The organism is Pseudoalteromonas apostichopi (assembly GCF_030297135.1).
In the GTDB taxonomy this organism is placed as follows: Bacteria; Pseudomonadota; Gammaproteobacteria; order Enterobacterales; family Alteromonadaceae; genus Pseudoalteromonas; species Pseudoalteromonas apostichopi.
On record NZ_AP028066.1, the window covers coordinates 474,410 to 497,017 of the forward strand.

The window sequence follows — 22,608 nt, forward strand, 5'->3', positions numbered from 1 at the left end:
CTCTTTCCCCTCGTAACTCGCTAACTTACTACTCCACCACAAAATCAAAATAGGTGGCTGGGTATGCTTGAGGTTGATAAGTGAAGTGCCACCACTCCATTGAATATGGGGCGAACCCGGCATCTGTCATAAGGGTTTTTAGTTTATACCTATTTGCTTTTTGCTCTGCATTAATACGCGGATCGTCGGTGTTAGAAAGGGTATCGAACATATCAAACGGTGAGCCCATATCAAGCTCTTTGCCTTTTGTATCGACTAACGTTAAATCAATCGTTGAGCCACGACTATGGCCCGATTTAGCAGCGATGTAATCACCAAGCAGCTTATCTTTGCCTAAGTTTGGATAAAACTCAGCTTTAGTAACTGTATCCTCTAAATCGTTAACCCAACGCACAAAGTGGTCAACGGCGCGCTGTGGGCGGTAACAATCAAAGATTTTTAAATTAAGGCCTTGTGTTTGAGCTGCTGTTTGCACATTTTTAAGAGCGGCAGCAGCGCTATTATGCAATAAGCATTTAGGCGCGTTGTAGCCATCAACAGGTTTGCCTACAAAGTTATGATGACCAAAATAACGAATATCTAACACGGCATTAGGAAGTAAAGCACCTACATCCACAAATTCACTTCGCTTATCATCGCTTGGGTTTGCATAAGCAGTGCTTGTGCTAATAAGCGCTATACTTAGCAAAGAAGAGGGGATAGTTAAACGTGCCAACATAGTGAATGCCATTTTAATTTCTCGTAAATAACTTAATACCACTCACTATTGCACATTAAATAACTTATTCCAAGATTAAAGACTCAGAAACAGGAGTAATATTTTGGCTATATAATTCATCTACAACTGAACGGTTGCGACCCGTCTTTTTAGCCTGGTATAAAGCTTGGTCGGCAAGTTTAAATACTTCATCAATGTTTAATTGCTCGATTGGCCAGCCTGAAATACCAATCGATACATTAATGCAGCCAACAGGGTCAATGTAGCTTTCGGACACCCGCATACGCAAACGTTCAGCGAGTTGATACGCTCGTTTTGCTTCGACTCTTGGCATGATCACAATGAACTCTTCACCGCCTGTACGGGCAACCACATCACTATCACGAGTGACATCTAACAAAATTTTAGCTAACGACTGTAGTACCACATCACCAATGTCATGACCAAACTCATCGTTCACCCGTTTAAAATGGTCGATATCGATAGCCAACACAGCAAAAGGACAACGCTGAGCTATAAAATGATTAATTTGTATATCAAGGCTACGGCGATTGTGCAGGCTAGTTAATGGGTCTGTTTGCGCTTCTTGCCGCAATAAACCGATTTTACTTTGTAGTAGCCCCACTCCTTTTAACATGGCTTTTCTTAACTCATTACTTTCAAAATACCATGAGCGGATTTGTGTCAACTCTAGTGACGTTGAAGGGCGATCTAAGGTATTTGCAGTCTCAGCTAATTGCCTTAACGGCTGTGAAATTAAACGTGCTAATACCCAAATAAACACAAATGTAAGTAAACCAATTGGGGCTGTCTTTACAAACACTTGCCACATTAAGTCATCAAGCGGTGCAAGGGTGTTTTCAAGCGGGCGCTGAGTGACTACCCCCCAAGAGGCAACTGTCATTGGCGCGTAACCGGCAAGCATTCCAACGCCTTTGCTGTTGGTAACAATCTGTGTGCCTGAGTTACCTTTTAATACCTCATCAATTACTTGGTTATCATATACTTGCTCACCAATTCGGCTTTTATCAGGGTGATAAAGTAAGCGATGATTTTCATCAACCACATACAGATAGGAACCGTCTTGATAGTAATGAACTTGCAGCAATTCATTTAAAATACTGGTCCGCTTTAAGTAAAGGGTGCCGCCAACATAACCAATAAAATTGCTATTTTTGTCAAATAATGGCTGCGAAATAAAGATCAGTAAATTACCTGCCATCGAAATATACGGCTCACTGATCATTGGAATCCGATACGACAAAGCTGCCTTAGTACCAAAACTATCTACTTTTCGGTTTTGTAGTTTCAGTGACTTGGGCGAAACACCTAGAATATCACCTTGTGCATTAACAATAATTGTCGAATTAAAACTATTGGTTTGTAGTCTTAACCTGTCTACCTCAGAATTAATTAACCCTTGATTATTAAAATCATCCTCAAGAATTTTACCGACATAAGCAAGTTGTTGCTGAGCAGCCAGTAAAAAGTTATCGGTCGCCGACACCAACTTAGCGGCATAGGCCTTATGATTATTAAGGGTTTTATCTATTAGTTGTTGCTTTTGAACTTGGTAGCTCGAGTAATAACTATTTAGAAAGGTAATAAGCGTTGCAGAAAACGCTAACAATAAAATTAAGCGACGTAGGTTTAAACCTTTACTTAGACTCTTAAGCACGATACTTCTCACATATGGGGCCCAAAGTCCATATCGGGTACATCTAATACCTTTATACTAGCAAGATGTTTTGTGTACCTCTATAAAACTTTTGTCATAATTTGATTTAGCGCAAATAAATGAGTGCAATTACTCTAATTAATTAAAGTAACTTTGTTTAATAACTTCAGCTACCAAGCACTCGTTAAACATGAACGGCATCAAAGCCACTTACTAGCAACCTTCGTTATTTAACATGTTGAATTTAATAAACTATAAACTTAAGACAGTTAAAAGAATGGCTAATACATGCGATTTATATTGTTCAAAAGCAGCTTGCTTTGATGTAATAATTTATTACACTATAAAAACAAAATAACAATAAAGTTTTCCTATGCGTCAACACTGTGCTGAAATCATCAATAAACTCCCTTCACATCGACTTATGGCGTTAGATGTAATGCGGGGCTTGACTATTACTGCCATGATCTTAGTGAACAACCCGGGCAGCTGGAGCGCTATGTATTGGCCGTTGAAACATGCAGACTGGCATGGCTGGACACCTACCGATTTAATTTTTCCCTTTTTTATTTTTATTGTCGGCATGTCTATTACGCTATCTGTAAATAACCTGCGTGGTAAAGGGGTAAGTGATCAACAAATATTAAAAGCAGGTGTTATTCGCACCATTAAACTTATTGTGCTGGGTTGGTTTTTAGCCTTGTTTTATTACAATTTTCAAGACCCTTCTTTTAGCTGGGTTGATGACAAATTATTGCAACTGCGAGTTTTAGGTGTGCTACAACGCATCGGTTTGGTGTATTTAGCAGCCCTGTGTTGTTACCTCTATTTATCGCCGAAAAAAATAGCCATTACTTGCATCGCTCTTTTAATATTTTATGGCGCCGCCATGCTTTATATCCCGTATACCTTGCCAAACGGCGAGGTAGTGAGTGGCTTATGGTTACATGGCAATAACTTAAGTGCTTTCATAGACAACACCGTACTTGGTAGTCATCACCTGTATTATGTCAATGCTAAGCCACTGCCATTTGATCCTGAAGGGCTGTTCTCAACTCTTCCTGCGATTGCGAGTGCGCTCAGCGGCATTTTGACTGCAGTTTACTTAACCAAACAACTCGACCTTAAAAAGCAAGCACGTACACTAATCTTAGCAGGCATATTAAGCGTTATTGCCGGCTATGCTATTTCGCCAATAACGCCTATCAATAAAGCATTATGGACTCCTAGCTATGTGTTACTCAGCTCAGGGCTTGCTGCGATTTTTTATGCTTTATGCAGTACTATTTTAGATATTTATAAGCTGCGCAGCTGGAGTGCTCCATTTATTGTTTTTGGTGCTAATGCGATATTATTTTTTATGTTTGCAGGCGTGTTCGCACGCCTATTAATTATGGTTTCGTTAGGCGATAGCAGTTTAAAAGGCAATGTTTATGGTCTTATACAATTAGCGATCAGTGATGATTATTTGGCATCTTTTATATTTTCGCTGTTGTTTTTAGCAGTGTCTTATATTGTGATGTTCAGCTGCTACCGCAAAGGCATTTTTTGGAAGGTTTAGTCTTTGAAAAAATGAGCCAGTCAGTAACTGGCTCATCTGTTCAGCAATTATGCCTGTGGTATTGCATGGCTTTGCTTATCGAGTAGATACAAAATTGACTGATAACTAATGCCACTGTGCTCAGTTAAACCAATTTCACAGCTACGGCTATTAGATACGCCGCGACTACAATTTTTTGGCACTTGTTGTTTAAGGGTTTTTAGCGCGTTGCTATTTAGTTCTGGCAAGTTAAAACCCTTATCACCAGCAAAACCACAACACTCAATATCGGCTGGAATAATCACCTCATTACTACATGCCTTGGCAAGTGATACTAGGCTTTGCTCTTTACCTAATCGCTTTGAGCTACAGGTAACATGGAGCATCACAGGCTCATTCACGGGCGTTACTTGCAAATTAGGCAGTAAGTACTGAGCTGCAAAGTCGGCACTTTCGTAAATTTTGAGTGCAGTATTTTGCGCAGCATTAAGGGTGGTGAGCGCACAGGGGCTGGCATCAAAAACGATTGGATACAGGCCATTATTTGAAAGCGCCTCGAGCTTAGTAAGTAATTGCTCACTTTTATTTTTAGACTCTTGATTAAAACCTTTACTAGCAAATGGCATACCGCAGCATAGTGAATCAGCTTGTTTAGGTATCACCACTTCATAGCCTGCTTTTGCAGCTAATGAAAAGATTACATCAAGCAGTGGACGCTTATCATCGGCAAGTTTATCGGCCGCAAAAACCCGGCTTGCGCAGCTTGGCATATAAACTAACTTTTTCGCTTGTTGGGGTTGTTGACGTTTTCTATTAATTGGCTGCTCGGCCCTTGGCCATGCCGAATAATATAGCGGTGTACCAAGCAACTTATTAGCAGGTTTACTCAGGTTTCTTAAGTTACTGCTGCCAATTGCTTTTTCTAGCACCTGCATGACGGATAAGCCAAACCGAGCACCAGAGGCGACAACCGCAAAATGCTTGCTGGCAAAGCGTGATAATGACCGCGCTACTTTGCTTGAGGAAACTTGCTCAGCCCTAAGTGATTTTATAAATTCACCCGTGTTTATCCCCACTGGGCATTTAAGTCCGCAAAGACCGGTTGCTGCGCACGAATCAATACCAAGGTATTTAAAGTCGGCCTCGATAACACTGAGCTTTTGATTTAACTTCTGCTTACTCGCTAAATCATCGGTTGTTAGCAATTGATTGTGTAATTCGGTGCGGTGCCGCCATAAAGTAATACGCTGCCTAGGTGTTAAGGTAAGCCCTTTTGATGGGCAAACCACTTCGCAAAAGCCACACTCAATACAGGTGTCAATAATATCATCACTTTTTGGCATGACTTTTAAATGCTGAGTGTGAGCATTTTTGTCGTGATTAATAATAACCCCAGGGTTAAGAATATTCTGCTTATCGAATAATGCTTTAAGCGCAACCATCACCGAGAAGCCATCATCTCCCCATTCGGTGGCAACAAACGGAGCCATGTTACGACCTGTGCCATGCTCTGCTTTTAATGACCCTTTTAGTTCAACTGCCACTAAGTTCGCCACATCAGCCATAAATTGCTCGTAACGGCTTACTTGCTCGTGTGTGTCGAAGGCTTGAGTAAATACAAAATGCAGGTTTCCGGCCAGTGCATGACCAAAAATAATGGCTTCGTCATAGCCATATTTAATAAATAACTGATGCAGCGCATTTACGCCCTCAGCTAATTTATCAAGAGCAAAGGCGACATCTTCAATAATCACTGTAGTGCCAGTTTCACGCACCGCGCCAACCGCAGGAAACGTTCCTTTGCGGATATTCCAAAGTGCTGCATTACGGGCACTGTCAGCAGAAAACTCAATCGCTGTCAGCTGGCTTTGCTTAAACTGAGCAAGAAGTTGCTCGGTGATCTTAGTAAGTGCATCAAGAGCCTCTGCATTTTCAGCTCTTAACTCAATTAAAAGTGCCGCTGATTGCTCTGGATAGTTGGTCACTTCTTTTGGCATTATGGCATGTTCAGACACCGACATCAGGGCACGTTTATCAAGTAGCTCAACCGCAGCAACATCAAGTTCACTCAGTCTTTGTACCAGCTCACAAACCTTACTGATATCGTCAAAGATAAAAAAACCTGTGTGTTTATACTTATGCTCGACCACTGTGTGGTAGGTAATATCTGCGATAAAAGCTAACGTACCCTCAGAGCCAATAATTAAATGTTTAATGATTTCGATTGGATCAGAAAAATCCAGTAACGCATTTAAGCCATAACCTGTGGTATTTTTTAAACGATATTTATGGGCGATGCGTTCACTCAAATCTGGGTTCTGCTTTACGCTATCAACAAGGTTCATTAGCTCATCAACCCAGCTACTATGGCTTTGCAAAAAGGCGTTACAGCTTTGGTTATCAGCCGTATTAAGCACAGTGCCATCGGCAAAAATTAGGGTCATATCTTTTACTGTATGGTAGCTGTTTTGCGCCACCCCGCAACACATACCCGATGAATTATTTGCCGCCATCCCCGCTATTTTGCAACTATTAATTGAAGCGGGATCAGGGCCAATTTTTTTACCAAACGGGGCTAATACTTGATTCACTCTAGCGCCGATGATCGCCGGTTGTAAGCGTATTGCATCGGCATCATCAATAATCTCAAACTTGCTCCAACTATCGCACAATAAAACCAATACCGAATCTGTAATTGCTTGCCCAGATAAACTCGTCCCTGCAGCTCGAAATGTGATAGGTATTTGTTGCTCGTTTGCAGCAATGATCACTTGTCGTGCTTGATTTTGATTGCTAACTAATACAATTAACTCAGGAATTAATCGATAAAAGCTTGCATCTGTTCCATACGCATAACGGCGCGAGTAATCTTCTATTAATGCAGACTCTGGTAAAAAAGGTGCAATTTGCTGTTTGAATGCGTGCAATCTTGTTAAAGCCATCTCGCCCCCAGGCTTGTCATAGTTACGCTGATGATTATGGAATATATTATTACTTTAAATTGTACTAAAAAGCGACCCATTAAATTGATAAATTATCATCTTCAAGCATTTTCATCAGCATAAAGGTTTGGTTATTTAAGCATATCAGCCCTATTTGGTGATCTAACTTAGCTTTTTGCAGTCATGCAGAAAAACCGCTAGGGTAGCAAAAAAAGACTGTATTTATATTTAAAAACCCATTAACATCAAGAATAATTTATTCTAAAAACTAAATAAGCGTTTTGCTTTGGAGCTTGCTGTGTTAAATAAGTTTGCACTATCGTCACTGGTTATCGGATTAGGATGTTTCATGCCATTACAATCATCATTTGCTGAGTCTGCATTAACTTTAAAACAACAGTTAGGGCAAAAGCTCATGCTCGACCTGCGCTATTACTGTGAGCAAGACCCTGGCGAGCAAAAATGCCGTACACCGGTCACTCAGCTGCCAGCCGATTTAGCCAATATCATCACTAAACATAACATTGGTGGTGTGATTTTATTTGCTGAAAATATCGATACCGTGCCACAGGTGATCAAACTTAATAATGATCTACAAAAAGCTGCTGCTAAGTCTGAGTTAGGCTTACCGCTGTTTATTTCGATAGATCAAGAAGGTGGCCGAGTAGCCCGAATTCCTCGTGATGTAGGCACTTCATTCACAGGTAATATGTCGATTGGCGCAACCTACAAAGAACAAGGCACATACTTCGCGACTGAGTCTGCGCGCATTATCGCCGACGAGCTTTTAGCACTGGGTGTTAATGTTAACTATGCACCCACGGTCGATGTAAACATGAACCCAGATAACCCTGTTATTAACGTACGTTCTTACGGTGAAGACCCGCAACTGGTTGCGAAACTAGGTGGTGCACAAGTCGCAGGGTTCGAAAATAACGGCGTTATTTCATCGTTAAAGCACTTTCCGGGGCATGGCGATACTAACGTAGATAGCCACACAGGCTTGCCAAAGGTAATGCATGATAAAGAAACCATTTGGCAGCAAGACCTACCACCATTTAAAGAAATTATTAAGAATCAACAGCCGGGTATGATCATGACTGCACATATCCAATATCCAGCCCTCGATGACAGTACGTTTGTCAGTAAAGAAGGCAAAACCATGATCAAACCTGCAACAATGTCGCGCAAAATCATCACCGACTTATTGCGTGATGAACTCGGTTATCAAGGTGTTGTGATCACCGATGCACTTGATATGGCAGGGATTAGCCACTTCTTTGAACCAATTGAAGCAGTGATAAATACCTTTGCAGCGGGTGTTGATATTGCGCTTATGCCAATTGAAATAAGAAGCCCTAAAGACTTGGCGGTGCTTGAAGCCCTAATTGACAGATTAGAGCAAGAAGTACAGCGTGGCACTTTAAATGCTGACGAAATGAGTGCTTCAGCAACGCGTATTTTAAGACTTAAAGAGAAGTTTAAACTCACCTCTTCACTTGACGACGAAGCAGCTATCAAAAAAGCGCAGCTTTTACTTGGTGATCAAGGTCACAGAAAAGTAGAAGCCGAATTAGCATTAGCAGCTATCACCGAAGTTAAAAACGAAAAAAATACCCTACCACTCGACATTAAATCAGGCAGCAAAGTGCATATTATTATGCCAGATACCCGCAAGTGCTATGCCCTACAGCAGGCGTTAGTTGATAACACTGATAAGTTAATCAGCTTTAGCTGCACTAGTTTGCAAGGCTATGAGAAGCTTGCCACGTTAAAAGAAATTAACGAAGCCGATATAATCATTGCCGCAAATGCGTCACCAAAACAAAGTGCTGTTGAAGTAGGTGGAATGGACGATTTAGCTGATAACCCAGAGTTTGCAATTGCTAAAGCAGATCAATCTGCGGCATTAGAATCATTGCTAAAACAAGCAAAATTAGCCCATAAGAAGACCGTATTTGTAAGCTTACGTGCCCCTTACGATATTGCTCAATTTGGAAAATTTGGTGATGCTGTACTTGCCACCTATGCTTACAATATAGATGTAGATACAGATGAAAAGATTGCTGGTCCTGCATTCACAGCGCTAGCAAAAGTTTTACTAGGGAAGGCCCCTGCTAAAGGGCAGCTGCCCGTTACTATTAATGACCTGAACTGAGTGTTATTGTAGCAACTATGGGCAAGTGTTAACTTCAAGGAGAGTCACATGCAAAAAAATGCATCTTTAACCACTCCTGCGGCTATTCGTAAAATGGTACGTGAGGGTGACTACAGTGGAAATACATCGGGTTTTGCACCGGGTTTTGTGCAAGCAAATTTAGTGATTTTACCTAAACAATATGCGTTTGATTTTTTGCAGTTTAGCCAAGCAAACCCGAAAGCTTGCCCGATTATTGCTACTAGTCGTTTACCGGGCGTTACCGATATGCCAACCGTTGGTGAAGATATAGATATTCGTAGCGACTTCCCTCGTTATCGCATCTTTAAAAATGGCCAAATGGTTGAAGAAGTAACTGATATTACAAGCCATTGGCGCGATGATTTAGTCACCTTTCTAATTGGTTGCTCGTTCTCGTTTGAAGAAGCGCTTATTGCCGCGGGTCTTGAGATCAGAAATATCAGCGAGCAAAAAAATGTGCCTATGTATGTGACCAATATGGCCTGCCAGAGTGCGGGGATTTTCCACGCCAATATGGTCGTTAGCATGCGCCCAATGAAACCTGCAGATGCTATTCGGGCAATCCAAATTTGCAGCCGTTTTCCAAGTGTACATGGTGCGCCAGTGCATTTTGGTGACCCTGTAGCAATTGGCATAAAAGATATTAACAAGCCTGAATTTGGCGATGCGGTTACCATCAAAGCAGGTGAAGTACCGGTGTTTTGGGCCTGTGGTGTTACTCCACAAGTTGCGATTGCCAACGCAGCACCTGATTTTTGTATCACGCATAGCCCAGGACACATGCTGATCACTGATATTCCAAATAGTAAAATGGCAGCGTTATAAATGACGATGAAACTAAATTGCGACCTTGGCGAAAGCTATGGGATGTGGAAAATGGGCTTAGACGAGCAAGTTATGCCACATATTGATATGGCAAACATTGCTTGTGGTTTTCATGCTGGCGATGCCGATGTGATGGCAAACACCCTAGCCCTTGCCAAGCAATACAAGGTAATGGTTGGCGCACACCCAAGTTACCCAGATAAGCAAGGCTTTGGTCGCCGTTCTATGGCTATGAGTGAAAAAGAGCTTACCAATTGCCTGCATTATCAAATTGCTGCAATTGATGGTATGGCTGCGGTACATGGCTTAACGCTCGAATACGTAAAACCACATGGCGCCTTATATAACGATATGATGAGTGACGAGCAAACCTTGAATATCGTTATGCGTGCTGTGGCTAGTTATGCAAAGCCACTAAAATTAATGATTTTAGCCACCAACCAAGCAGCCGAACACAAAGTACAAGCAAAAAATCTTCAACTAGAACTCATTCTAGAGGCGTTTGCCGACCGTCAATACACAGACGAAGGTAAACTAGTCACGCGCTCTTTAGCTGGCAGTGTACACGATAAACCAGCGCTAATGGCGCAGGTTAAACAGTTAGTTGAACATGGCACAGTCACAACGCGAAGCGGTCAGCAGCTTGCGCTTGATGCCGATAGCCTGTGTGTGCACGGCGATAATGAAGCGGGTATTGCGCTCATTCAAGAGATCAAAGCACTATGTCAGCAAGCCTAAGTGACGCTGCGCTCAGCCAACAAATTGAAACCATGATGGTTGAACAAAACCCGCGTGGTATGCAGCATTTATATGCAAAACAACTAACGGGTACGTATTTACGCGCAGCGAAATACCTTCATCAAGCACAAGGTACTGTATTGATTGGTACAGGCTTTGCAGTCAACAATACCTTCGAAACCGACGGCCCAGTTGGAGCGATTGCACTTTACAAAGTACTCAAAAAACTTGGTAAACAGCCCCTTTTGGTTACTGGCAACCCCCTTTACAGTGCCCTTAAAAAAGACTTCAACTGCTTTGAGCTGCCAATTAATAGCATTGATAATGCCCACACTTTTAGCATTAAAGCCCTTGCACAGCTGAAACCTGATTGTGTTTTATCAATAGAACGCCCGGGGCTGAATCAGCATCAGCGTTATTACAATATGCGCGGTATTGATATTTCTGAGCATTGCGGCTGCTTTGATTTTTTTGTAACAGAAGCACGTTGCCCCACCATAGCGATTGGTGATGGCGGTAACGAAATAGGCATGGGTAACCTTGCACAGCACATGCAAGCGCTAAACATTACTCCTTGTTTAACTCCTTGCGATGAGCTTTTACTCGCCGATGTATCTAACTGGGCGGCGTACGGGCTGATAGCCTTTTTAAGTCGCTGGCATAACACCGATTTGCTGGCTGAAATTGAGCCACTCAATATTTTACATTATCTAAGTGAGCGCGGTAGTGTCGATGGTGTCACCCATAAAAACGAGCTCACCGAAGACGGCCTGCATGCAATGCATGGTCAACAATTAATAACTCGGCTTCGCCAACTTGGCGGCTTTACGACAGAGAATGAGGTTTAACAATGGGCACGGTATACCTAAATGGTGAATACCTTGGCGCTGATGAAGCAAAGATTTCACCAATGGATCGCGGCTTCTTATTTGGCGATGGCATTTATGAAGTGATCCCATCATACCAAGGCAAAATGCTAGGCTTTGGCGCACATATTGAGCGTATGAATAACGGTTTAAACGAGCTTGAAATTAAGCTCGATTACAATGCCGATACGTGGCGTAAAATCTGTAATGATTTATGCGAAAAAAACCAAGGTGACAACCTAGGGATTTATTTGCATGTGAGCCGCGGCGCTGATACAAAACGTGCCCACGGCTACCCAAGCAATATTACTCCGACCGTATTTGCGTTTGCTTTTGAAATTCCGGCAGAGCCAAAAAGCGACATCGATAGCGCAACAACTTACACCGTATCACTTGAGCAAGATCGTCGCTGGCAACGTTGCCATATAAAATCAACGGCACTGCTTGGCAACGTGATCCATTACCAACACGGTGCAGCAGCGGGTAATAAAGAAACCATTCTATTTAATCGTTTAGAAGAAATTACCGAAGCCAGTTCAAGTAATGTGTTTATCGTAAAAGATGGTGTGATCAGCACGCCACCACTTGATAACCAAATTTTACCGGGGATCACCCGCTGGTTAATCCTCAATATTCTTCACAGTTACAGTGATTTTAAAGTGCAAGAGCGCATTATTAGTAAAGAAGAGTTACTTGATGCCGACGAGGTATGGATCACCAGCGCCACTAAAGAAGTTGGCCCAGTCGTAAAAGTAAATGGCAAGTTAGTTGGCGATGGCAAACCAGGTGCAATTTGGCAACAAGTGCAAAGCCTGTTTACCAAGCATAAGTTTGATTACTAATTTAATCGCACTTTAAAAAAACGCCTACTTAAAGTAGGCGTTTTTTTTAGCTATTATTTAATTGCTTATTATATCAAATGGCCAAGCTTGCAGTAGGCCGTCACTGGTTTCTGAATATAAGGTTACCATCGTATGCCACACTCAGTACTGACGTACGCTGGCGCTGTTGTTTAGCTTCGTATTCAGCGATTAGTTCACCATCTGCAACGCGATATAAACGCATCTTCATTTTTGGCGAACCCGTTAATAGCCATTTATCTTGATTAATAAATTGCGATGCGGTGAACTCAATAAAGTTAGCGTATGAGGCCACTTCTGATAGTTCTTTTTTATTGGCTAAATCAAAAAATACTCGATCATCAACCGAATCAATTGCAAAGGCCAAGCTCGCTGTATCATTTAAAGTAACGTGATTTACTCTAGTAGCTAAACGCTCTTCAAAGCGAGTGCTGCCATCGCTCGTTGACCAAAGCTTTACGTATTTGTCGCTCGAGCCAGTAAACGCCCACTGACCATCAGCCGATAACGCCACGCTATTAATATCTAAGCGATGAATATCAAAACGCTTAGTATCACCTGTGCGGGTATTTATCACCTCAGCCTTACCGCTACGATAGGCTATAACCAAAGTATCGCCTACAGCTGAAATAGCGATGTCTCTGGCGATTTCTTGCCCAGTGAGCCAAGTGCCAATACTACGCCCGGTGCGAGTATCGTATAAAGTCACTGATAACCGGTTTGAAATGAAAAAACGAGATTTGTTGGCGCTAAAGCCCGCAAGCTCAACATGTTCAGCGCCCTGCCCTGTTATACAATCGTATAGACGCGCTTTTAACTGATTATCCCAAACGCACACCTCAGATTGGGTTGCCACTAACGCGTGACTAGCATCTTCACTAAGCGCCGTGGCACTTAATAGCTCATTGCCATGCGCAAATTCACTACTAGCAGAGGCAGTAAAAACCTCACCTCCACCACAGCCCACAAGGCTTAGTGCAAATACACAGCAAAGAGATTTAAGCAGTTTCGACGTCATGATCATTCTCATTTTTTATAATTATATTGTATAGGAGCAGTGTAATGAAAATAAGCGGAAGTTGGTAGGAAATCTCGCTGCCAGCTTTCAGCCGTCAGCCATCAGTTTTTGTAGGCGTGAAATTTATTTCGCGCGAAGTGCCGGCTGTTCGGCGATGCAGCGGCGCGCCATGCAAGCATGGCGCCTACAAGAAACGATTATTGGTCTGTTCTGCTAACGATTTCGTAGCCTTCAGCTTCATAATCATTGATGCATTTTTGAAATTTATTTTGAAGTTTTATTTCATCGAAATAGCCAAGTGAGTATACATCACACTTTACTTTCATATGTTCACTGTTTTCCAAAACCGCATTAAGTTTAAGCTCAGCAAAACCAAATTTATAGGCTAATTCTGTGAACTGTGAATACAGAACCAAAAGCAGTACAGCAAGAAGGGTAAGCGTTAGTGTATTTTTCATTTTTATTTCCTTTAAAAGTGTTGGTAAAAAGTCTGGAGCAATTATCGAACCAACAATATAACTTCATATAGATCAATACAATGAGAGATTAAAGCAAAAGCATAGTTGATATTTTCACCAATAAATAGTGAAAAAGACAACTTTCCCCGAAAACAAACACAACTGTATTGTGATGCGTGTTTTTAAAGTGCGAGAAACGAGGTTGGAGGTGCTTTAGCGCCGAACAACACCCTTCCAATTCGCTGCAAAAATGGATAACCCTTAACTATGAACAAACATATGAACTAATAATCAAATATTACACAAAGTTGAAATTACTTTGCGATTGCTAAATGTTTTCTTTATCATTTTAGGTACAGACAACATTACAAGGAAGCAATATGTCTTGGTCAAAACTTAATAAAACTATCAATGCTAACTCTGTTATTCCTCTTGACGCCCTGAGCTGTCGCGATTTTGTGTTAAACTACCCGCTGATTTTCCTTTCAGTAGAGTAAGATTTACTTGCCAAGCACTGGCGATGCTATCCCAACTGAATGACTATGATATAAAAATGGTTTGCGCCGATATTAAGCAAATATGTGCCAACCCTAATGCGCAAAACTCAATCAAACACAGTCGTAACCCGTTAAGACGCCTATGGCGAACTAAATACCCGTTTCGCAACTATCATTTTTTGATTGAGTATTCACTAAAAAATGGTTTTATAAACGTAGAAGACATCTTATTTGATAAGCAATTATACGGCGCTAAAGATACATTTTCTGCTGAACGTACTATGTTGTACGAGGTAAAAAGACGGAGCAGCCATAGCTATGATAAAGCTATGAATAAGAAAGAATTAGATAAAGTCCGAGAGGCATGGGACCAAGAGAAAATAATTCCGACAACGCGAATCAATACTGAACATGCTGCAGTTAACGGCATGTTGAATGAACTGACTAAAGCGGCTTGGTTAATGGGCACCCACTTAGATAGTGCCTATGAAGGCGATGGCATTAAAGCTTATACCTTGTTTCATAACCCAACGGATCGTGTCAAACTTGATTTAGTAGAGTGTGCATTTGATAAACGGTTAGGGACAAAGTCACACAATGCGCAGCATTTAGCAGCGGTTCTTGCGCAAAATAGCCAACAAGGTAAACAGGTTAAATGGCTTGCCCACAGCCAAGGTGCCATTATCTTTTGTGCCGCCCTTGAGCACTACCGTATTTATTACGGTAAACCACTTACAGGCCAGCAATTAGCTGTTCATGGCTCAGGCTCTAATATAGAGCGATTAAAACGCATTGCTAACAGCACAGGCTTAAAAGTAGTTGCAATACGTAACAACCCATATGACTTAGTACCTAACTTAGCTGGCCGTAATGATTTATCGGCAAGTAGTTTTGTTCGCTCTATGAAGTTTAGAGGTCTTGTAACTGGTGAAGACGCAGGTGCAAGCCCACATACGCTACCTTTTTTAGGTTTAGTAACCTATGCCGATCAGCTACAAATGTTAGGCTATAACGATAAAGCTGATATTGTTAGAAAGTTTATAAAAACCCTACCTATGACGGATGCAAGATTATGATTAAACTAGCCAAAGCATTTTACCGTGGCTTTATAGGTGGCCCTAACTTTGATAATTGTGTACACCACCGCCTTATTTTAGAAGATAAGTTGCTTACGCTAGATATACCAGACAGTAACGTTGCTGCAGCACCCTCGACAATTGATATCTCTTTTCCTTACAACTCAAGAAGCTGGTTTGAACAAAACAAAGAAGATGATTACCAGCATGAATTTGTTCATATGCTCATAGAGCTTTGGATGTACCTCCCGCCATTAAATTATTTACCAAGCAGCGAATATGGCATGCTCACCTGCCAACTTCGCATAAAGCAAACCGATAAGATAAACGTTTTAGATCCCGAGCAATTAAAACATTTTGTGATTAATGAATATGATACCTTTCACTGGGGGCCGAGTGGTGTTAACACAGAAATAAAAAATGATACAACAGTTGAATCATCTAAGAGAGCCAACCCTTGGGATGAAGAGGCTTTGAAAGAAGAAATTGAGGGGCGTATCGAAGTTTACGGCAAACCCCCAATACCTCCTGCAAAAGAGGTAGTCATCAATAAATTTACTTGGGTATTTTATCAAATCAAAAGAGGTAATAGTCGCTCTCACCAAGACTACTATTGCTTACCACTCAGTGAACATGCTTTTTTAGAGGTGAAGTTTAACCATCGCGTTGACCGCTCTGATAAACATAAAAAGTGGTCAAAACATGCTCTTGCATCGCAACAACGGATTATGGAATCAATTAAGCTCAATGACATACCAGCTGAGCATGATAACTTGATAACAGATAACACTAAGAAGCATGGTTAAATTACTTAAAGCATTTATACGCGGCTTTATAGGTGGCCCTAACTTTGATAATTGCATACACCAACGTATTATTTTAGAAGATAAATTGCTAACGCTAGATGTGCCAGACAGTAATGTTGCTGCAGTCCCTTCAACTATTGATGTCTCATTCCCTTACAACTCAGAAAGTTGGTTTGAGCAGAATAAAAAAATATATCTATTTCATGAATATGTACATATGCTCACTGAAAACTGGATGTATTTACCACCTGTTAGCTATTTACCAAGTAGTGAGTATGGCATGCTTAGTTGCCAACTACGCATTAAACAAACAAATAAGATAAAAGTACTTGATATTGATCAGTTGAAGCATTTTGTGATTGATGAATACGATAGATTTCATTGGGGACATGAGGGGCGAAACGTTAGTATTACCAAAGAAATCAAAGCTAGAAGGGCTAAAAGTTCAGTCGATTGGACAGAAGCTGAAATAAACGAAGAAATCAAAGAGCATATAAAATTGCATGGTTATCCTCCTCTCCCTCCTGCAAAGGAAATAGTTTTCAACCAGCTAACTTGGGTTTTTTATCAAGAGATAAGAGATAATGATCGCTCTCACCAAGACTACTATTGCTTACCACTCAGTGAGCATGCATTTTTAGAGGTGAAGTTTAACCATCGTGTTGACCGCTCTGATAAACACAAAAAGTGGTCAAAACATGCTCTTGCATCGCAACAACGGATTATGGAATCAATTAAGCTCAGTGAGATACACGCTGAGCATGATAACTTGATTGCTGATAATTCAAGGTATGTTTAAAATTTCCATTTTCCTCAAATGGATCAAAGAGGCTGCAAATAGCTTAATCTATTCTGCGACATAGAATCTCAACTACATAAGCTAGGCTCTGTTTTCTAGAGCCTAGCGCCTGTAAATTTTCAATCTGAAAGCCGACAGCTCACTCCCCTCACCCATGCGTAAAACAAAACACATTAAGTTTGTTACCATCTAGGTCTCTAAAGTATCCCGCATAAAAGCCGGGCATTTCACGTGGGCCGGGGGCACCTTCGTCTGTGCCACCTAATTCTATGGCTTTTTTATAAAAGGCATCTACTTGGGCTGGGGTTTCAACAGCTAGAGCAATCATAGTGCCGTTACCCACCGTAGCTTTTTCATCGTTATAAGGTTTGGTAACCGCAAAACCGGGCTTATCTTGACCTGTGCTCCATGCGACAAAGCGATCAGTTTCTAAAAAGCGTTCGGCGTTTAGAGTGGCGAACAATTCATCGTAATACTTTACTGCTTTAGCTAGGTTGTTAGTGCCTAACATGATGTAACCTATCATTGTGTGCTCCTTACGTTTAAAAGTGTCTGTACTCAACATAAAAGGGAAATGACCATCTGTCTATTGATTTCTCCATTCATCGCAATGGACTATATTTCTGATGGTTGTTACTTTATAACAGGTTAATCACTGCTCACTAACAAGGAAATAAAATGAAGTTTAAAACGTCTTTAGCACTGCTTGCAGCAGCCAGCTTTTACAGCCATGCAGGAGCTAGCAATACCTTTCAACTTGAAAATGTTTTTGATCTTGAATACGCCAACCAAATAGAAATGACAAAAAATGGCGATACAATTTACTTCGTGCGTAATCGCATGGATATCAAAAGCGACCGTAAAGTCAGCAATATTTGGTCAGTAAACCCAGATGGTAAAACCATGCTACCGCTAACGTCTGGCGTGCATATGGATTACTCTCCGGTATTGTCACCAGATGAAACTCGTTTAGCGTTTATTTCTACCCGAGATGGTAGCAGCCAAATCTATGTAAAATGGTTAAAAACCGGTAACGTAGCGAAAATTAGTAACCTAACGCAAAGCCCTGGTGGATTAACTTGGACACCAGATGGCAAGCAATTGGTGTTTAGCCAGTTTGTACCAGCAAAATCAGCAAGCCCTGTGTCATTACCGGGTAAGCCTGAGGGCGCTAAGTGGGCAGAGCCAGCTAAATATATTGACGATACTTATTACCGTGCCGATGGCGGTGGCTACTCTGAAAAAGGCTATCGTCACTTTTTTATCATCAGTGCAACTGGCGGCAATGCACGTCAATTAAGCTCAGGTGATTTTGATCACGGCGGAGCAATCAGCTTTAACGAGCAAGGCGATGCGTTCTATTTTTCGGCTAATCGTTATGAAAACAACGAACTACACCCAACTGAATCTGAAATCTATAAACTTAGTTTAGCGGATCGTTCAATTACCCAAATAACAAACCGTAAAGGCCCAGATTCACGCCCTAAAGTCTCACCAAATGGTCGTTACCTTGCATACACAGGCTATGACGACAAAAAGACTAACTATGAAAATAACGACATTTATTTACTTGATTTAAATTCAGGTAAAACCTCAGTGCTCACTGCTGATTTAGACCGTAGCGTCGAAAGCATAAAATGGGATGATAGTGGCAGAGGTCTTTATTTTAGCTACGATAGCGAAGGTAAAACACACCTAGCTTACCAACCTCGTAGTGGTAAACATAAAGTGATTACCTCAGAGATTGGTAGTGTCGCCTTTGGCCGTCCGTATTCGGGTGGTGACTTTGACGTGAGCGAAGATGGTGAAGTTGCATTCACACTTGCAGATACCCAACGCCCAGCTGATGTAGCACTAATTAAGCGCGGTAAAACAGCGCGTTTAACGCAATTAAACGAAGATGCGCTGGGCGACAAAGAACTCGCTAAGGTTGAAGAAATTTGGGTTAAGTCAAGCCACGATGGCTTGGCTATTCAAGGTTGGGTTGCTTACCCACCAGGTTTTGATAAAAGCAAAAAGTACCCACTTATTTTAGAAATCCACGGTGGTCCTGTTGCAAACTATGGCCCTCATTTTAGCCCTGAAGTGCAATTATATGCAGCCAAAGGTAACGTTGTGCTTTATATGAACCCACGCGGCAGTGATTCATACGGTAAAGAATTTGCGCAAACAATTCATCATAACTACCCAAGTAATGACTTTGATGACTTGATGACAGGTGTTGATGCTGTCATCAATAAGGGCTTTATTGATGAGAGCAAATTGTTTGTTACCGGCGGTTCAGGGGGAGGTGTTTTAACAGCATGGATTGTGGGCCATACAGACCGCTTTGCAGCAGCGGTAGTTGCTAAACCTGTCATCAATTGGATCAGTTTTGTACTAACTGCTGACTTCTACCCTTTCTTTGCTGATTATTGGTTCCCTGGTAAGCCATGGGACAACATTGAGCATTACATGAAGCGCTCACCAATAAGCTATGTTGGCAATGTTAAAACACCAACCATGCTGTTAACCGGTGAATCAGACTATCGCACCCCAATTTCTGAAACCGAACAATTTTACCAAGCCTTAAAGCTACAAGGTGTTGATACAGCGATGGTGCGTATTCCTAATGCCTCACATGGTATTACCGCTCGCCCATCAAACCTGATGACTAAAGTAGCCTATATTCAATGGTGGTTTGATAAAAACAGTGTAAATAATTAACGACATCGAGCGAAGCGAGAACATTTCGTGACGCAGTTTCGTTTAACTTATCTCAAATTGCATTAAGCGCGGCTTTATGCCGCGCCATACACAAAACATAAAATAGTTTCACACTTACCTGTAGCAGCGGCTTTATGCCACGTCATTTAATAAAACTATAACGCGGGGTAAACCCGCTGCTACTTTCTCCTTTCTAACTTTTGAATTTCAATCTGATAGCTGACGGCTGAAAGCTGACAGCTTTCTTTTCTCTGTAAACCCCCTTTACACTTAAAATGTGATTAACTCCTTACATACTTTTCTCAAATATCGGACATTACCCAAAAAGCAGTTAGTAAAAAATCGGTTTATAGCCAAAATCAGTAACTTGAGTTAGTAAAAAATCGGTTTGTGCCGCTAAAAACCTAGCTTCAGTTAGTAAAATTTTGGTTTGTAAGGGTATGGAGTTGGTAAAAAATCGGTTTATGGCTTGGGTGAGTTAATAAAAAATCGGTTTATAAATCGCTAGACTCTACAAAACAACATTAAATTGCCGTTTATATTACCCATTTTTAACCATTCTAGAGGCTGTACTCAGGCAATAAGCCCTAAATTAAAGCTCATAAGACGGAGGTAGTTAAATCCTGATCTAAAATTATGAGGCTGGTAAATGCGTGATCTGTATTTTTATAAAGCTAGTAAATGGCTGATCCAAGACTTGGTTAAATAGTGATCCGAACCTACGAGATGCGAGTCTGAAAGCTGATAGCTGATAGCTACAAATGAAAAAGGGCCCGAAGGCCCCTAACAACATTATTGAATTTTATACCCAGACTGCGTGGAGATGCAGGTTTCAGCAAGAGATAAAACGCATTTAGACAAGGCATTGATTGCAGATAATGGTGGTTCCCTTATTAAAATCAATAACGCAGTATAAATGCGTTTTAACCTTGCCCTTCGGGCGCTTCACAGGGGCTCCACTACTACGTTGTGACAAATCGAAAGGTACCTACATTCCTTCATTGTCACGCCTTGTATTGAAACCCCTGTGATAGCGCTGAAAATTACATCTTCACGTAGCCTGGGTATACGCAGGAAATTACAACTTGGTTAGAACTGGTTCATGGTATTTGCTTCACCACCGGCTTTAAGCGCATTTTCACCAGAGAAGTACTCTTTATGAGTATCACCAATGTTAGAACCTGCTAGGTCTTGGTGTTTCACTGATGCTTGCTCACGGCGGATTTCTTGACGTTGTACGTCACGAACATACGCTAGCATCCCTAGGTCGCCGAAATAGCCTTCTGATAGAATATCAGTGCTTAGCGCCGCTGTATGGTAAGTTGGTAGCGTGATTAGGTGATGGAAGATACCCGCTTCACGTGCACCATCTTTTTGGAAGTTTTGCACAAGTACGTCTGCTGCCGCTGCAAGCTCTGTGTCATCCATTTCTGGTGCCATTAATGCCTTATTATCATCGATGCTTGGGTAAGCAGATAAGTCTTTACCTTGCGCTTGCCACTCAGCATATACTTGCTCACGGAATTTAAGTGTCCAGTTGAACGACGGTGAGTTGTTGTATACCAGCTTAGCATTTGGTACTTGCTCTTTAACGCGGTTAACAAGCTCAGCGATTTGTTTAACGTTAGGCTTTTCTGTTTCAATCCACAGTAAGTCTGCGCCTGATTGTAAGCTAGTTACACAGTCTAGAACTACGCGGTCTTTCTCTGTGCCTTCACGGAACTGGTATAAACCATTATCTAAACGTGTTGGTTTGCAAAGTTGACCATTAAGCTTCATTGCTGTGTCGCCTTCGTTTAAGTCATCCACACTGTTTACTGGTGTTGTTTCAAGGAACGACGTGTATTGGCTAGCAAGGTCGCCAGGTGTTTTAGATACAGGCACTTTTTGAGTAAGGCTTGCACCTAGTGAGTCTGTACGAGCAACGATGATACCGTTATCAATACCAAGCTCTAAGAATGCGTAACGAACTGCGTTAATTTTTGCTAAGAAATCTTCATGCGGTACTGTTACTTTACCTGCTTGGTGACCACATTGTTTTGCGTCAGATACTTGGTTCTCGATTTGGATAGCACATGCACCTGCTTCAATCATCTTTTTAGCAAGTAGGTAAGTTGCTTCTTCGTTACCGAAACCCGCATCGATATCAGCAATAATTGGCACAACATGGCTTTCGAAGTTATCGATTTTATTTAGCACAGCTTGAACGTCACCGCCGTTTGCTTTCGCTTCGTCTAGGTCTTTATAAAGGTGGTCAAGTTCACGTGCATCAGCTTGCTTTAAGAAGGTGTAGATTTCTTCGATTAGCGCTGGAACAGATGTTTTTTCATGCATACTTTGGTCAGGTAATGGACCGAACTCAGAGCGAAGTGCCGCAACCATCCAGCCACTTAGGTAAACGTAGCTGCGTTTAGTTGTTTTGTTATGACGTTTAATTGCCATCATCATTTGTTGTGCAGTGAAACCATGCCAACAACCTAATGATTGTGTGTATTGGCTGTGGTCAGCATCGTATGCAGCCATGTCTGCACGCATAATGTCTGCAGTGTATTGTGCGATGTCTAGACCCGTACGAAAACGGTTTTGTAAGCGCATACGGCTTGCGTATTCTGGGTTGATTGACTGCCACGTTTTGCCTTGTGTTTGACATAAAGTAGCTAGGTTATCTGTTTCGCGTTGATATGTTGTCATAATAAAATCCTTCGAACGGGTTATCTATTTTTGTTAGTGAGAGTGGCTACTTGGCGTTTGCTTCGTAGCGCTTAATTCAACATTAGGCGGATTTTAAGGATTTAGTAAATTTATAGTTGTTATTGCCACTATATATCTAGTGAATGACAAATAGCCTGCTTATTAGCCTTTTTTACGATATGGTTTAGCCATGAATGATCAATTTAAGCTC

17 protein-coding genes are annotated in these 22,608 nt (G+C 41.5%); 10 read left to right on the forward strand and 7 right to left on the reverse strand.

The annotated features are described in order from the left end of the window. Positions 1-28 precede the first annotated feature (28 nt). Positions 29-730, reverse strand: a complete 702-nt coding sequence (locus QUE86_RS18130; RefSeq protein ID WP_286260486.1) for a M15 family metallopeptidase — start codon at positions 728-730, stop codon at positions 29-31. A 52-nt stretch (positions 731-782) separates the two neighbouring features. Then, entirely contained in the window at positions 783-2,396 is a 1,614-nt protein-coding gene (locus QUE86_RS18135) for a sensor domain-containing diguanylate cyclase (RefSeq protein ID WP_286260487.1), read from the reverse strand. Positions 2,397-2,769: 373 nt separating this feature from the next. Here QUE86_RS18135 and QUE86_RS18140 point away from each other — a divergent pair, with 373 nt between their 5' ends. Next, positions 2,770-3,957 (forward strand): acyltransferase family protein, encoded by a 1,188-nt coding sequence (locus tag QUE86_RS18140; RefSeq protein WP_286260488.1) that lies wholly within the window; start codon positions 2,770-2,772, stop codon positions 3,955-3,957. Between the two features lie 47 nt (positions 3,958-4,004). Here QUE86_RS18140 and QUE86_RS18145 read toward each other — a convergent pair whose 3' ends face one another. Beyond that, positions 4,005-6,878, reverse strand: coding sequence for an FAD-binding and (Fe-S)-binding domain-containing protein (locus tag QUE86_RS18145; protein ID WP_286260489.1), 2,874 nt, complete (start codon positions 6,876-6,878; stop codon positions 4,005-4,007). A 349-nt stretch (positions 6,879-7,227) separates the two neighbouring features. Here QUE86_RS18145 and QUE86_RS18150 point away from each other — a divergent pair, with 349 nt between their 5' ends. From QUE86_RS18150 to QUE86_RS18170, 5 genes are read left to right on the forward strand one after another with little or no spacing between them, the layout of a single operon-like run. Beyond that, complete coding sequence (locus QUE86_RS18150) at positions 7,228-9,036, forward strand: glycoside hydrolase family 3 protein (protein ID WP_286260490.1); 1,809 nt, start codon at positions 7,228-7,230, stop codon at positions 9,034-9,036. Positions 9,037-9,084: 48 nt separating this feature from the next. Continuing rightward, the gene (locus QUE86_RS18155; RefSeq protein ID WP_130052997.1) at positions 9,085-9,882 is read left to right on the forward strand and encodes a putative hydro-lyase; all 798 of its coding nucleotides are present in this window, start codon (positions 9,085-9,087) and stop codon (positions 9,880-9,882) included. Between the two features lie 6 nt (positions 9,883-9,888). Further along, a complete protein-coding gene (locus tag QUE86_RS18160; RefSeq protein ID WP_286260835.1) occupies positions 9,889-10,620 on the forward strand; it encodes a 5-oxoprolinase subunit PxpA in 732 nt (243 codons plus the stop codon). Next, positions 10,605-11,468: a glutamate cyclase domain-containing protein gene (locus tag QUE86_RS18165; protein ID WP_250662083.1), complete on the forward strand. Its 864-nt coding sequence runs from the start codon at positions 10,605-10,607 to the stop codon at positions 11,466-11,468. The genes QUE86_RS18160 and QUE86_RS18165 overlap by 16 nt, the downstream gene beginning before the upstream one ends. Positions 11,469-11,470: 2 nt before the next feature. Beyond that, on the forward strand, positions 11,471-12,328 hold the full coding sequence (locus QUE86_RS18170; protein ID WP_130052999.1) for an aminotransferase class IV: 858 nt from the start codon (positions 11,471-11,473) through the stop codon (positions 12,326-12,328). A gap of 100 nt (positions 12,329-12,428) precedes the next feature. On the opposite strand, the gene QUE86_RS18175 is transcribed toward QUE86_RS18170, so the two are convergent. Further along, positions 12,429-13,364, reverse strand: coding sequence for a WD40 repeat domain-containing protein (locus QUE86_RS18175; RefSeq protein ID WP_286260491.1), 936 nt, complete (start codon positions 13,362-13,364; stop codon positions 12,429-12,431). 197 nt (positions 13,365-13,561) lie between these two features. After that, positions 13,562-13,822, reverse strand: a complete 261-nt coding sequence (locus tag QUE86_RS18180; protein ID WP_130053001.1) for a hypothetical protein — start codon at positions 13,820-13,822, stop codon at positions 13,562-13,564. Between the two features lie 520 nt (positions 13,823-14,342). Between QUE86_RS18180 and QUE86_RS18185 the strand changes: the two genes are divergently transcribed. The 3 genes from QUE86_RS18185 to QUE86_RS18195 are packed head-to-tail and all read left to right on the forward strand — an operon-like array spanning position 14,343 to position 17,000. Beyond that, on the forward strand, positions 14,343-15,395 hold the full coding sequence (locus QUE86_RS18185; RefSeq protein ID WP_286260492.1) for a hypothetical protein: 1,053 nt from the start codon (positions 14,343-14,345) through the stop codon (positions 15,393-15,395). Next, positions 15,392-16,201, forward strand: coding sequence for a hypothetical protein (locus QUE86_RS18190; protein WP_286260493.1), 810 nt, complete (start codon positions 15,392-15,394; stop codon positions 16,199-16,201). Before QUE86_RS18185 ends, QUE86_RS18190 begins: the two co-directional genes overlap by 4 nt. Next, the gene (locus tag QUE86_RS18195) at positions 16,194-17,000 is read left to right on the forward strand and encodes a hypothetical protein (RefSeq protein WP_286260494.1); all 807 of its coding nucleotides are present in this window, start codon (positions 16,194-16,196) and stop codon (positions 16,998-17,000) included. Before QUE86_RS18190 ends, QUE86_RS18195 begins: the two co-directional genes overlap by 8 nt. 148 nt (positions 17,001-17,148) lie before the next feature. On the opposite strand, the gene QUE86_RS18200 is transcribed toward QUE86_RS18195, so the two are convergent. Next, positions 17,149-17,526, reverse strand: a complete 378-nt coding sequence (locus tag QUE86_RS18200) for a VOC family protein (RefSeq protein WP_054563159.1) — start codon at positions 17,524-17,526, stop codon at positions 17,149-17,151. A gap of 152 nt (positions 17,527-17,678) precedes the next feature. Here QUE86_RS18200 and QUE86_RS18205 point away from each other — a divergent pair, with 152 nt between their 5' ends. After that, entirely contained in the window at positions 17,679-19,706 is a 2,028-nt protein-coding gene (locus QUE86_RS18205; RefSeq protein WP_286260495.1) for a S9 family peptidase, read from the forward strand. Positions 19,707-20,795: 1,089 nt separating this feature from the next. Here QUE86_RS18205 and QUE86_RS18210 read toward each other — a convergent pair. Further along, positions 20,796-22,397 (reverse strand): isocitrate lyase, encoded by a 1,602-nt coding sequence (locus QUE86_RS18210; protein ID WP_130053004.1) that lies wholly within the window; start codon positions 22,395-22,397, stop codon positions 20,796-20,798. Positions 22,398-22,608 lie beyond the last annotated feature (211 nt).